We start from the raw sequence: 13,331 nt of genomic DNA, 5'->3' as shown, positions 1-13,331 counted from the left end.
CCCCGCTCTCCGGCATTCCGTGCGCCGCTTTGCGTCGAACTCGTGCCTGCGAGAAAGGTATTGTTCGGGTGAGTGTAGTAAAGTTGCTTCCCCTTGCTGGCATGGAGAGAAGCCGGTTCGGGGCTGTGGTAGCGGCTTTTCGGGAGAAAGTCGCCCAAAGCGGTTGTTGTTCGGAAACGGAAAGACCGCCGCCGCGAACCGCGCACGGCGCATGGAAGGTTGACCGCAAACGCTGCAGACTCTTATTTTCCGGATTTCTGCGAGAATAGCCATTTCCAGGTATTGGTGTTTCCGAATGCCGGCCCCCAGGAGCCGTGGCCGGCCTCAGGCAGCTCCTGATAGATGATCCGGGTCCCGCCGGCATTCCAGATCGCACGCACCATATATCTTGAAAACCGCGGTTTGCAATGACTTCGACCCGGTTGGGCGGAATTTTTCCGGGAAGTTGACCCGCCCGGCGGCCCGAATCGTTGATTTTTTGAAAAATTTTTGTCCCCGCTATTGACTTTACAACTATTTTTTGGTATAATTATTACAGTAAAAGCGTAAGTTACAAATTTTCGCGGATTGGGTTAAGGATTATCGTTTCAATTTCAGACAGTGCAGTTCGGTTCCACCTCTCTTCCTGAAGCGGGTGCCGGAACCATCCATCCAGACCGCGACTTCCGACTGATCTACCTCGCATCACTCCAACGGTTCGGCGTTCCGGCTCTGGAAGGCAATAATAACATCAACCACAGTTTATGGGGAGATGCGCGAGAAATTATGGTCCGGTAGCAATTCCGGAAGAAAAAAAGTGCAGAGAAAGGAAAGAAAGAAGAGATGAACATCTACGTTGGCAACCTCCCGTACAGCATCGACCGTGACGAACTTCGCGCCACTTTCGCCGCATTCGGTGAAGTCTCCACCGCCCGCATCGTCACCGATCGCGAAACCAACCGTTCGAAGGGGTTCGGTTTCGTCGAGATGCCGAATGACGCCGAAGCCCGCCAGGCGATCGAGGCGTTGAACGGGCAGGACCTGGGCGGCCGCAAGGCGGTCGTAAATGAAGCGCGTCCCCGCGAGGAGCGTCCCCGCACCGGCGGATTCGGCGGCGAACGCCGCGGCGGATTCGGCGGCGGCGAGCGCTGGTAATTCCCGCTCTCTCTGCGACCGGCCGGAAGAGATTCCGACCGGTTTTTTTTATCCCGTTCACGCCGCAATGTTGTATTCGGTGGGTTGAGGGGATATATTAATGGAATCGTTTTCGTATCGGATCCAATTCTGAGGAATGTTTTGAAGCTGCGGATAAAATTGGAACGTCAATATCTGCGATTTCACCGGAGGGTGGTGTTGCGGGCGGCCCGTTTCTGGCAGACGCAATGGGGAGAACGGAGTTTCCTCGTGGTGCTTTCGATCCTCATCGGTGCGGTTGCCGCGGTTGCGGCGGCAGGATTGCATCTGCTGGTGACCAAGTTCGAGGAGTTCGGCATCTGGCTCACGGAACCGCATGAACTGCATGAGGTGGTCTGGCTGGCACTGCTGCTCTGTCTGCCCATGCTCGGGCTTTTCGCGAGTTTTCTCGTGCAGCGTTTCATCGGGGGGCCGCGCTATGCGAAAAGTCTGAGCCCGCTCATTTTGAATCTTTCCCGCAAACGAACCAACATTCCGGCGCTTGAGATGGTAAGTCACATGCTTTCCAGCGCGTTTTCGGTCGGATTCGGCGGATCGGCGGGCCTTGAGGCGCCGAGCGTTCTGACTGGTGCGGCGATCGGGGCGAACAGCGCCGGTTTTCTCAACGTGCACCGCTCACGCCGCAGTCTGCTGCTCGGGTGCGGCGCTGCCGCTGCCATCTCCGCCATTTTCGGCAGTCCCATCGCGGGGGTGCTGTTCGCCGCGGAGGTGCTGCTGCCGGAGTTCACGGTTTCTGCTCTGGTTCCCATGCTGATGTCGAGCGCCGTTGCCGCGGTGGTTTCGCGCATGATCGCTCTCGGCAGTCATTTTGAATTTACAACCGAGCCGTGGCGGACCGATGCGGTCCCCTGCTACTTCCTGCTCGGGGTTGTCTGCGCTCTGGTCGGGGTTTATGTCATCAAATGCGCTTACTTCACGGCGGACAAGCTCAAAACGCGATTCCGTTCCGCATGGCAGCGTCTGTTTGCGGGCGGGGCGCTCCTTTGTGTGCTGCTTTTCCTGTTCCCGACACTTCGCGGTCAGGGGTATTTGTACATTGAACAGCTTTTTTCCGGTGATCTCTCCGGTATTGCGAACAACTCACCGCTGCTTTCGCAGCTTCCTTCCGAGACGCTGATTCTGGTCATCGTTTTCATAGCGGTACTGCTGTTGAAGGTGGTGGTTTCCGTGTTGACGGTCGACTCGGGCGGCGACGGCGGAATTTTCGCTCCGTCGATGTTCATCGGAGCGTTCACCGGGTTCGGGTTTGCGCGAATCGTGAACCTGACCGGCGTGATCGAACTGCAGGAGTGCAATTTCGCCGCGGTCGGCATGTGTGGCGTATTCTCCGCCGTAATGCGGGCGCCGCTTACGGGGATCTTCCTGATTGCGGAGGTTACGGGAGGATATATTCTGCTCGTGCCGCTGATGATCGTTTCGGCGGTTTCGTTTCTTCTGGCGCGAATTTTCGAGCCGAATTCGATTTACCGCAAGGCGTTGGTGGAGAGCAATCTTCTGGATGACGACCGTGACCGGACGATGCTGCGGGCGCTGCCGGTGCGGCTCTGCCTGAGCCGGAATTACCATGTGCTCCGGGTCGATCAGCCGCTTGAACGGCTGATTGATCTGGTCGAGAGCACGCCGGAGGAGATCTTCCCGGTTCTGGACGAAAACGGCAAACTGCTCGGGGTGGTGCATCTTGAGAAGGTGCTGAGCGTCATGCTCAATCCGAAGGTTTACGGGCTTCTGCTCGTGCTCGACCTCATGGAGTCTCCGGTCGGGACGGTTTCGCCCGACGATGATCTTGCCCGGGCGATGGCGAATTTCGAAAAGTTCAATCTGAAGTATCTTCCGGTTTGCGATGACTCGGGGATTTTTCACGGCTTCATCGCCAAGGCGCCGATTTTTGCGAAATACCGCACGATGGTTCGCGAGGCCAACTCCTTTTAGTGCGCCGCGTGCGGTTGCGCGAAGAGAGGGCCGGAGCGCGTTTTTTTTCGGGAATTTCCGGTTTCTGCGTCTTCCTGATTTGCAAATTCGGCAGATTCCGGTATAGTATCAGTCAAAAAACGTTATGCTGCTTCTTGATTTCTGGCGGGCCGAATCGGTTCGGTTCGACGCTGTTTTATTTGACATCGACGGAACGCTGGTGTTCGGGCCGCGTCAACTGCCCGGTGCGGCGGAATTCATTTCTCTGCTGCGGCACGACGGAACACCGTTTTTCTTTCTCACGAACGACGGGGATCACACCCGGAAGCAGAAGAGCGGATTTCTCACGCGAGCCGGGATCGAAGCTGACGAACGGGAGGTGATCTCCTGCTTGTCGGTGCTGCCGGATCTGGTGCGCCGCAACGGCTGGGAGAAGGGGCTCTTCTTTCAGGCCGGGCGGCTTGGCGACACCGGGACTCTTGAGCTGACCCGGGACCCCGCGCGTCTCAGGGAATGCGTGGCCGTGCTGATGGGGGAGGGGCCCTACGACTGGCGGACAACCTGGGAGGCGCTGATCGGTTTTTTTCGTCATCATCCGGAGAGTCCGTTCATCGTGCCGAATCCGGACACCTGCTGGCCGAACGCCGCGACCGGCGAACTCGGCATCGGCGCCGGCGGCCAGGCGCGCTGCATCCAGCTTCTGCTTCGCGACATGGGCTGTGCGATCGAGCCCGTTTATCTCGGCAAGCCCTATCCGGCGATTTACAACTACGCGGCGGAACGGCTCGGGCTCTCCGACCGGAGCCGGATTCTCTGCGTCGGGGATTCGCTTGCGAGCGATATCCGCGGAGCGAACAACGCCGGGATGTATTCGGCGCTCGTCCTGACTGGGATCACCTCCGGGGCGCAGGCGGAGCGGGCGCTCGGGGAGTTTCGGCCACGGGCGGTTTTCGATGCGGTCGGGCTGGAAGTTTGAATTTTCGGAACATTCCATAATTGAAGTCAAAAAAAAAGAGTTTTTGTCAATTGCCATTTGCCCGATGAATCTTATAGTAAAATCAGGTGCGATATCTTTCACCAAACAATTTCAGGAGAACAGAAAATGACGAGAGATTTGGCTGTCCAGTTGTATTCGCTGCGCCAGATGGCGGAAAAGGATTTCAATGCCGTTCTTCAGACGGTTGCGGACATCGGCTTCAAGGCGGTTGAACCAGCCGGATTCTGGGGGATGAGCCCGGAGGAGTTCCTCAAGCGCATCAACGATCTCGGGCTGAAGCTTTACAGCTCGCATTCGCCGTGGGCGCGGCCGGACAACCTCGAAGAGACCATCGATATTGCCGGGCGGCTCGGTCTTGACCGCATCGTCTGCGGCTACGGGCCGGAGGATTACAAGGATCTCGACGCGATCAAGCGCACGGCCGAGACCACTTCGATGATGCAGGAGAAACTTGAGAAGGCCGGTTTCATGCTCTTCCAGCACAACCACAACTGGGAGTTCGAGCGGATCGACGGTCGGCTGAAGTATGAGATCTACGCGGAACTCTGCCCGAAGGTGAAGTTCCAGCTTGATGCATTCTGGTCGACCAACTTCGGCGCCGAGGATCCGGTCGAGATGATGAAGCTTTTCAGCGACCGCGTCGTGGCTCTGCACATGAAGGACGGCATCCTGCACCAGGGAGCCGAGGAGCTCAAGATCACGAACGGCATCTATGACCGCAAGGTTGATCTGCTCCCGCTCGGCGAAGGTGATCTGCCGATTCCGGCGATCGTCGCGGCGACTCCGGAGCGCGTCAACAACATTGTGGTTGAGCTCGACTACTGCCGCGTCGAGATGGTCGAAGCGCTCAAGCGCAGCTACAAGTATATGACGTCCAACGGTCTTGCGGTTGGCAACAAGTAAGATTTCCGACTGACGTTCGACCTCGGGGAGTTTTGCTTCCCGGGGTTTTTTTTGTAAAAAAATCCGGGAGTCGGTTGTACTTTAAGCGGTGTGGCGCTATACTACATTAGTCAGGGCGTGTTTCCGCCCGGGGGTTACAACTTGTAAAAAAGAGTCAAGGTATGAAGAGTTCCCGCTTGAACCGGATTCTGCCCGGCGTTGTTGCGGCGCTGGCCGTTTTTTCGAATCTGAATGCCGCGGATACGGATGTCCCTGCGGAAATCACGGGGGTGGTGCCTGAGGCGGGAGCGTTCAAACTTCTCTACCGCTATGATCTCATGAGCGGAACCGGGTTCGGCGATCGGAGCCGGGTGAATTATCTGACGGACAATTCTGCGGAACTTTCGAAAAACGCCGTGGTAAAGGTCGCGTATTTCATGGATCTTGCCGGAAAAGACGGCGGCCGGAAATGGGTTTACGTTGCGATGGACGCCTTTGATCCGAATGCGATCCGCATGGGGGTTCCGACCGTCGCGACCGGCAGCGAATTCCAGCAGATGGTTTCGAATCTGGAGGTTCGCAGCAATGTGGAAGGGGGTCAAAACCGGTTCGTTTCCGGATGGAAACATCGAATTCTGGTCAACGAACTATTCCCCCGGCAACGCAAAGCAGATTCCCGGGGCCTCCAGCTCGAAATATGATTTCGGCGATACGATCAATCAGGTTGGAGATCACGGGTCGATGCAGGTCCACAACTATCGGGAAGGGCAGACTGTCTTCGCTTACAGCAACTTCGCGGTGGGAAAAGATGCGGCGTTCGGAATCGGGAACAACCCGGATCCCAACGGCAACCCGGACTGGACATTCGTCAAATCCGGCCGGAATTACAACAGTGCGACGCTGTATGTTCTTGTTCAGACCGGTTCTCCGCTGGCGAAACCGTTGCTGATTGCGGCGCCTAAAACACCGGAACAGCTGCGTGCCGACGCCGTTTCGCTGGTTCCTGAAACGGCGAACATGGAGTTGCTTTATGTCCATAACCTCAAGACGCAGGTTACTCCGGAGAAAGTTCCGTATCTGATCAACAACTCCGGAAAGTTTGCCGGAAAAACGGTCAAACGAGTCGGCTACCTGGTCAAACTGACGGGGAAAGACGGTTCCTCGAACTGGGTGTATGCGGAGATGGATGCGTTTTCTCCCGAAGCATCGAAGCTGGGGGTTCCGAACCGTTCGGCCAATGTGATTTTCCAGCAGAATGTCACGAACCTCGTGGTCAAGAGCAATTCCGACCGGGTTCACTCCGGAACTTTCCCGCAGGGAAACATTGAGTTCTGGGCCACGAATTACAATCAGCGGAACAGTGCCGGGATAGCGGGGGCGAGTGACACCAAGTTTGATCACGGTGATGCTTATGACAAGGATAAATACGGTTACGGGTCGATGCAGGTTCACAACACGTCGATTCCGGAGACTGTGTTTGCCTACAACAATTTCGGTGCCGGCGGCGGTTCCGATATCGGGATCGGCAACAACCCGAATCCGAATGGGCATCCGGACTGGACTTTCTCCAAATCCGCTGCCGGGCTTGCGGACGCCACGCTTTCCGTTTTCGCCGTTATCGAATGAGTTGGTAACGGGGGGCCGTGCCGGGATTGGGAATTCCCGGTGCGGTCGGGTACGCCTTGCCGGGAGCTCCCCGGAACGACGGCGGGTGCGGTAGAGGGGCGAAGAGCAGGGGAATGAGCCGATGAGGCAAATCTGATGCCTTCCAATCTGAATGACATTTTGCGAAGTGATTTCCCCGCCTGGTGCTGAATCCCGAAAAGCTCAAACAAGCGTTCAGAATCCGGATTTAAGTATGACCCGCCAGTTGAAGCTGCTCCGGATTCCTCTGTGAAAGGACGTGTCGACAGATTCCATCGCAACGTTCTTTCTTTCAACGTGGTGAAAACAATGGACGCTTTTCATTGTGTTGAAACGAAAAAAATGGCCGGGAGCCCCTGGGAAAACCGGAAATTTTCAATAAAGACTCTGCAATGAATAAGACTGTATGATTCAACATGCGGTTGTCAGATTCATGAGAGAGTTTAAAAACACGCAAACGTGCTTACCGCAGAGAGATCTGCCGTAGATTCTCCCGCAAACAGATTCCAACATTTTTCCATCATCAGGAATCTCTGTTTCTATTATTACCAATATTGATCTTTTTTTATCAATCTTCTTTTCTGGTAATTTTTTATAGTTTATATTGATTGTTGCTATATTTTTGTATTTTTTTTGGTTTTTATATTGACTTTTTAAAAAATTTTATCATAATAAAGATAAAAATAAATTATTTTTTTTGAATGTATCTTTGCATAGAGTTGATACGTTGATTTACTTAATAACATAATCAATAATAAAATAAAATTTGCAACCGTCAGGATTTGTTTATGAAAAAAGTATTAGGTTTGCTGATTGGATTATTTGTGACGCTTACCGTCGTTGCAGGCGCTGCCCGGGTTGAATCCGTGCAGGTGAAGACGCGCGCGCCGGAAAATCGAACCGTTACCGTGTATTTCCGGATTCCGGCGAATTATAAGCAGAAACAAACCGGGTTATGGCGCGTTCTGATTCTGTTCGGCGGCCGTAATTCTGATGGACGTTCCGATGTGACCGGTCGGCTCGGTTGGGGTGAGTGGGCGGACAAGCACGGTATTTTTCTTGTGTGTCCGGGATTCCGGAACGACAATTACTGGGAGCCGGAGGAGTGGTCGGGACGGGCGTTGTTTTCCGCTTTGGCGGAGATCCGGAAGAAGTATGAGATCTGTACGGAAAAACTTCTGTTTTACGGTTATTCCGCCGGATCGCAATGTTCGAATCTGTTTCCGGCGTGGAGACCGGGGAACACCCGGGCGTGGGTGTCGCACGCCTGCGGAGTTTTTCACGAGCCGGGCGGGAGGATGCGTTCGGTCCCGGGGCTGGTCACCTGCGGCGACGCGGATACGGCCCGCTACATCATCAGCCGGAACTTCGTCGAGGAGGCGCGCAAACGCGGGACGGCGATCATCTGGAAATCGTTCCCGAACTCTCCGCACGACGTGCCGCCGGATTCGCTGAAGCTTGCGCGGGCGTTTCTCGCGTACTATCATCTGCGTTATTTGTCGGATCTGGGGGGAGCGGTGAGCAGGAGAAACGTTTCAGAGTCGTTCTTTATCGGGGACGATCTGGACAATGTTTTCTATCCCGCCGATTCGCCCGGAGCGCGGAACATCATGCCGGAGGACCGGGTTGTCCTGCCGGACCGGAGCATTGCCGAGGCGTGGGGGAAAGAGGCGAAATGAGGCGGATGATTGCGATTGCAACGTTGTTGTTCTGCCTGACTCCGCTGCTGTTGTGCGCGGAATCGGCCGTGCTTGACGGGGTGGAGTTCTGCTGGCGGGTCCCGGCGAATGGTGGCGCGGACGGACGGATCATGGTGCTGTTCGGCGGCAGGAACTGGCCGGCGCGCAAAACGCTTGAGACGTTCCGGTTCGATGAGCTGGCGGACCGCCACGGGCTGTTTCTGCTGGCGGCGTCGTTCCGGGACCGGAAGTACTGGGAGCCACAGGCGTGGTCCGGCCCGCTTCTGCTGCGCGCGGTCACCCTGATCGAACGGCGGTATGGGCTGAGCTCCCGAAAGCTGCTGCTTTACGGCTATTCGGCGGGCGGGCAGTGTTCCAACCTTTTTTATGCGTGGATGCCGGAACGGGTGGCGGCGTGGGGGGCGCACGGCTGCGGCGTCTATTTCCGGGGGGAGATCGCTCATCCCGTCCCCGCGTTCCTGAGCTGCGGCGTGCGGGACGCGGAGCGGTTCGCCATCAGCCGGGAGTTCGTCTACCGGTATCGCGAGGCGGGCGGCGCGCTGCTCTGGAAATACAGTTTGGAGAGCGGGCACGAGCTGACTCCGGAGGCGCTGACGCTGGCGCGCGCGTGGTTCGACGCGTTTCTCTCCGGCGAACGCTGCCGGAGTTTCGGGGAGGACGACACGGGGCGGATCGTCCCGGCTTCGCGGCTGGACTCGATCGACCCGGAGTTCCGCAATCCGCTGTATGACGGCGCGGTAACGGAGTTATGGAAACGATGATGGAGTTCACTTTCGACGGGATTGTCCGGCAGGGGTTCGGTTTCTACAATCCGAACCATGCGGCGGCGTTGATCTGCGCATTGCTGCCGTTCTGCTGGGCGGGGCTGCTGCGCTGGAAACACCCTGCCGCGCGGGCGGGATTTGCGGCGGCGACGCTGACTCTGACCATCGCATTGGCGTTGACTTTTTCCCGGAGCGGACTGCTGATTTTCTTTGTGGAACTGCTGTTGTTCGGTCTGCTGACGGGGCGGCGGAGCTGGAAGGTCGTGCCGTGGATTGCGACGGGGGGAGTGCTGCTGTTTCTGGCGGCGGGGGTGTGGGGGCGTTTTGTGCTCGATCGCGCCGTCACGAACCGTTTCGACATCTGGCTGGCGGGGGCTTCGCTGTTTGCGGCCAATCCGTGGCTTGGGGTCGGACACGGGAATTCCGGAACACTGGCGACCGCGTTTCTGCTGCGGGACGGAATCGTCTGCCGGACGCTGGTGAACAGCCATCTGACACTGTTTGCGGAATACGGGATCTTCCCCGGGCTGCTCTGGGCGGGGGGAATTGTGTATGCGCTGATCGCGGGATGGCGGCGTCAACGACGGGCGGCGTGGGTGTCGTTTGCGGGGATGTGCACGGCGGCGGGATTTGCGACGGTTTTCGACTGGGGGGTGCTGTTCGACTTCCGGGAATGGGGCGGACTGCCTTTGACGAATTTCCTGCTTTCGTGGTTGTTGTTTCTGTTGTTTCTCGGGAACGGGGTGTGGCTCTGCGCAGGCGGATTCCGGTGGAGAAACCTTGCTGTGGCGGCGGGGATTGCGGGGGTGTGCGGGCTGGGGCTGCTCTGTTTTCCGGCGGGGGGTGCGCCGCGGGTGCGCGGCGGGGTGCTGTTTCCGCCGAGTGCGGGGGAGGGGAGGACGCTGGTGCTGCTCCCGGCGGGGATGGCGCTGAAAGACGCGGCGGCGTTTCTCGCGCGGCAAGGTTGCGAAGACTGGCGGATTCCGCTTTTGTCCCGTCTGCCGGAACAGCCTGCAGGTGGCGAGGTTATATTGTTCGGGTCGGCGGCCGAATATGCGGCGCAGTACGCGAACGGGAGGCTGCTGTTCGTCTCTCCGCCGGGATACTTCACGCTGCCGGAGCGGACGGAAAAGCTGTTTCTCCCGCGTTTCCGGCGTGAATTTTCCCTCGAAGCGCAGGCGGAAGAGCGGAAAATTCCAATCGTCCGGTATTGAGAACTGCCGGAATTTCATCAGACTTTTTGTTTTTTGTATTAAGTGTTTACTATAAAATTATCTTATTTAATAATCATTATCAATATAAAATAAAATATTTTAAATAAATTAATTGATTAATGTATTGCTCTTTTGCTGAAAATGATTCATAATATATGTGTCGTGATTCATCCCGTTCGCGGGGAAAACCTCAAACAGGAAAGAGGAGAAACGAAATGGCAACGTTGCACGGGGTCAGACGGGGTTGGCTGTTGCTGCTGCTGACGGTGGTGATCGGTTCGGCATGGGCAGCGGGGGCGGAGACGCTTTCGTTCACGGTTCGCGGGATGTCGGCGGGAAAGGCGTCGCTGACGGAGAACGGGTATCGGTTTGTGCGGCTGCTGGGGACGGCGAACTTCTCGCCGGAGCTGCGACTTCCGGTGCAGCTGATTTACAACTCGGCGTCGGAGGAAGAGGGGATGTTCGGCTTCGGCTGGAGCGTTCCGCAGCTGGAGAGTTCGGCGATTCCGCAGCGCGACGGCGTGCTCTGGACGACGCCGTGGGGGGAAAAGATCCGCTTTTATGCGAGTCAGAAGGCGGACCGGGACACGTTGGACCTCTACCGGGAGGCGATGAAGGGGCGCGACTTCTTTTCCCCGTATGCGGACTGGGAGGCGGACACTACGGCGCGCCGTGATTTTTCGCAGTCGGGCGACTGGGTTTTCACAGGGGAGAAGGATTTCCGGGGGTGGCGTTTCACCTACCGGGACTCGCGCCTGGCGAAAGTCGAGTCTCCGCGCGGGGATGTGTTCGTCTGCACATATGCGGGCGACCGCCTGCAGAAAGTGACGCAGAACGGAACGCCGTTCATCGAGCTTTCGTGGCGGGATCGCCGGCCGGAGGCGCTGACGATCAACGGTGTCAGGACCGTTCCGGAGTGGAAAGACGGGGGGATCACGATTCTGCCGAAGACGGACAAAGGCAGTGTAACGCAAATCACGCGGCCGCGGTTGGCGGCGCTCCGCACGGGCGCGCTCAATCCGGTTGAGTTCGGCTACGACGAGTGCGGTTATTTGAATCTGGTCCGGCAGGGTGAATTTGCCGATCAGATGAAAATTCAGCATGAAACGCTTGAAGAGCGCCGCGCGAACCTGAAAGCGGCGGCGGATTCCAAAGCGAAACACACCGGCAAAGTCGCGGGGCGGCTGCTGGAGGATGCGTTCCTGAAATACAGCTATGGCGGGTCGAAACCGGGCAGCGTGAAACTCACGAACCGCGCGGGGGAAGAGGCGAGCTACGATTACAGCGCCTCGACCGGCATTTTCAAGATCCGGGAATTTTCCGGGAAGAGCTATACGATCTACTATTTCATGCGATACGACGTCGCCTACCTCGGCAAAGTCCGGCAGATTGTGGACGGGCGCGGCCGCACGGTGGTCTCCTACCGTTACGACAAGTTGAGCGGCCGGGAGCTGCGCGTGCGCGACATGGCGGGGAACGACCTGAACTACGCCTACGACAAGGCGGGGAATCTGGAGCTGGTCACGCGCCGCGGTGCGGAACAGAGCGATCCGGAGCCGGTGGCGCGCTTCGCGTATGACGCGAAGGGGAATCTCGCCGCGGCGATGCGGCTTGATGCGAAGGGCGCGCCGGTGTTGACGACGCGCATCAGCTACGACCGGAACGGCCGTCCGGCGAAGATTTCGGACGGGCGCACGGAAAATGCGGTCAGTTACACGGCGTCCGGTTACGTGGAGTCGGTCCGGAACGTGTTCGGGCAGCAGACCCGGAACGATTACGACCGTTACAACCGGCTGGTGCGGACGATATTGCCGAACGGGGTCGAGACGCGGATCGAATACACGCCCGAGGGGTTGCTGGCGAAAGTCGAGCGCCGCGACGGGAAGACGCTGCTCACGTCGGTCGCGGTGGAGTACGACGGCGACGGCCGCCCGGTGAGTTACACGGATCAGCAGAACCGCGTCAAACGCTTTGAATACGATGCGTTCGGGCGGCTGGTGCGGGAGCTTCTGCCGGATGAGACGGCGGTGGGATACGCCTACGACCGGCTCGGCAATCTGGCGCGGGTGACGGACCAGAACGGGCACGAGCTGAAGTTCGACTGGAGCCGCTTCGGGCTGGCGGAGAAGCGGAGTCCCGAGGGACAGCTGACAGATTACGTCTACGACAAGAACGGCCTGCTTGCGCGCCTCGACTCGAAGCAGGAGAAACGGCTTGACCGTTCGATCCGCTACGAATACGACGAGTTCGACCGGGTCGCGAAGATCGACTACGGCAGAGGGGAGATCGAGACCTTCCGCTACGACAGCTGGGGGAAACTCGTGGAAAAGACGCAGAACGGGAGGAAAGCGGAGTTCCGGTACGACTATTTCGGGCGGCTCGCGGAGAAGCACGAGGAGGGGCTTTCGACCTTCTACCGTTACGACGCCTGGGGGAACCGGACGGCGCGCGTGACCCGCACCTCCACCGGGCTTGAGCTCGCGGAAGAGCGCTCCTACGACCGTTACGGCCGCCTGACGGAGATCCGTTCGGACGGGAAGTCGGTCAAGTACGAGTACGACCGCGAGAACCGCCTCGCCCGGCAGATCATCGACAACATTCCGGTCGACTTCGAGTACACGAAATACAACCAGCTCGCCGCGAAATACTTCGGCGGAAAGCTCCAGCCGGTTTCGACGCTGCGTTACTTCTACGCGCCGGACGGCACGATCGTGGGGCGGGAGGTCGGCGGCGAGCTGCAGCGCTACACCTACGACAAGCGCGGCCAGCTTCTGGCGGTGCTCGACGCGCAGAACCGCCCGGTCGAACAGTACACCTACGACAAGGCGGGGAACATTCTGGAGAAATTCGTGGACGGCGTTCGCTCGACATTCACCTACGACAAGGCGAATCAGCTCGTTTCGAGTGCGGATTCCAAAGGAAATTCAAAAAAATATGTGTATGACGCCGCCGGACGACTTGTAAAAGAGGGAGACCGGGTGTATCAGTACGGGTGGTTGGATAAAGTCACGCAGATCACGGAGGGCGACAAGGTGATCCGGAGTTTCCG

Annotated in this window: 10 protein-coding genes; all 10 read left to right on the top strand. The window is 57.8% G+C overall.

Annotated elements, in window-relative coordinates:
- Window positions 1-822 precede the first annotated feature (822 nt).
- The gene (locus tag Q0K10_RS14875; RefSeq protein WP_294508681.1) at window positions 823-1,134 is read left to right on the top strand and encodes an RNA-binding protein; all 312 of its coding nucleotides are present in this window, start codon (window positions 823-825) and stop codon (window positions 1,132-1,134) included.
- Between the two features lie 159 nt (window positions 1,135-1,293).
- Window positions 1,294-3,102, top strand: a complete 1,809-nt coding sequence (locus Q0K10_RS14870) for a chloride channel protein (protein ID WP_294508678.1) — start codon at window positions 1,294-1,296, stop codon at window positions 3,100-3,102.
- A 124-nt stretch (window positions 3,103-3,226) separates the two neighbouring features.
- Window positions 3,227-4,057: an HAD-IIA family hydrolase gene (locus Q0K10_RS14865; protein ID WP_294508675.1), complete on the top strand. Its 831-nt coding sequence runs from the start codon at window positions 3,227-3,229 to the stop codon at window positions 4,055-4,057.
- 126 nt (window positions 4,058-4,183) lie between these two features.
- Entirely contained in the window at window positions 4,184-4,981 is a 798-nt protein-coding gene (locus tag Q0K10_RS14860) for a sugar phosphate isomerase/epimerase (RefSeq protein ID WP_294508671.1), read from the top strand.
- A gap of 161 nt (window positions 4,982-5,142) precedes the next feature.
- Window positions 5,143-5,661 (top strand): hypothetical protein, encoded by a 519-nt coding sequence (locus Q0K10_RS14855; protein WP_294508668.1) that lies wholly within the window; start codon window positions 5,143-5,145, stop codon window positions 5,659-5,661.
- Window positions 5,546-6,586: a hypothetical protein gene (locus Q0K10_RS14850; protein WP_294508666.1), complete on the top strand. Its 1,041-nt coding sequence runs from the start codon at window positions 5,546-5,548 to the stop codon at window positions 6,584-6,586. The genes Q0K10_RS14855 and Q0K10_RS14850 overlap by 116 nt, the downstream gene beginning before the upstream one ends.
- A gap of 806 nt (window positions 6,587-7,392) precedes the next feature.
- Entirely contained in the window at window positions 7,393-8,283 is an 891-nt protein-coding gene (locus Q0K10_RS14845) for a hypothetical protein (RefSeq protein WP_294508663.1), read from the top strand.
- Window positions 8,280-9,065 carry a hypothetical protein gene (locus Q0K10_RS14840; RefSeq protein ID WP_294508660.1) on the top strand — a complete coding sequence of 262 codons (786 nt, stop codon included), beginning with the start codon at window positions 8,280-8,282 and terminating at the stop codon, window positions 9,063-9,065. The genes Q0K10_RS14845 and Q0K10_RS14840 overlap by 4 nt, the downstream gene beginning before the upstream one ends.
- Window positions 9,062-10,282: an O-antigen ligase gene (locus Q0K10_RS14835; RefSeq protein ID WP_294508656.1), complete on the top strand. Its 1,221-nt coding sequence runs from the start codon at window positions 9,062-9,064 to the stop codon at window positions 10,280-10,282. The genes Q0K10_RS14840 and Q0K10_RS14835 overlap by 4 nt, the downstream gene beginning before the upstream one ends.
- Before the next feature lie 215 nt (window positions 10,283-10,497).
- Window positions 10,498-13,331 (top strand): hypothetical protein (locus Q0K10_RS14830; protein WP_294508652.1); only part of this gene is annotated, 2,834 nt, incomplete at its 3' end.

The organism is uncultured Victivallis sp., from assembly GCF_944391105.1.
Lineage (GTDB): Bacteria > Verrucomicrobiota > Lentisphaeria > Victivallales > Victivallaceae > Victivallis.
Note: the sequence above shows the minus strand (reverse complement) of the source record. Positions and strands in the feature narration are given on the sequence as shown.

Coding starts and splice junctions, on each gene's coding strand:
- Q0K10_RS14860 (WP_294508671.1), top strand. CDS start 4,184: ATGACGAGAGATTTGGCTGTCCAGTTGTATTCGCTGCGCCAGATGGCG.
- Q0K10_RS14845 (WP_294508663.1), top strand. CDS start 7,393: ATGAAAAAAGTATTAGGTTTGCTGATTGGATTATTTGTGACGCTTACC.
- Q0K10_RS14865 (WP_294508675.1), top strand. CDS start 3,227: ATGCTGCTTCTTGATTTCTGGCGGGCCGAATCGGTTCGGTTCGACGCT.
- Q0K10_RS14875 (WP_294508681.1), top strand. CDS start 823: ATGAACATCTACGTTGGCAACCTCCCGTACAGCATCGACCGTGACGAA.
- Q0K10_RS14835 (WP_294508656.1), top strand. CDS start 9,062: ATGATGGAGTTCACTTTCGACGGGATTGTCCGGCAGGGGTTCGGTTTC.
- Q0K10_RS14855 (WP_294508668.1), top strand. CDS start 5,143: ATGAAGAGTTCCCGCTTGAACCGGATTCTGCCCGGCGTTGTTGCGGCG.
- Q0K10_RS14840 (WP_294508660.1), top strand. CDS start 8,280: ATGAGGCGGATGATTGCGATTGCAACGTTGTTGTTCTGCCTGACTCCG.
- Q0K10_RS14850 (WP_294508666.1), top strand. CDS start 5,546: ATGTGGAAGGGGGTCAAAACCGGTTCGTTTCCGGATGGAAACATCGAA.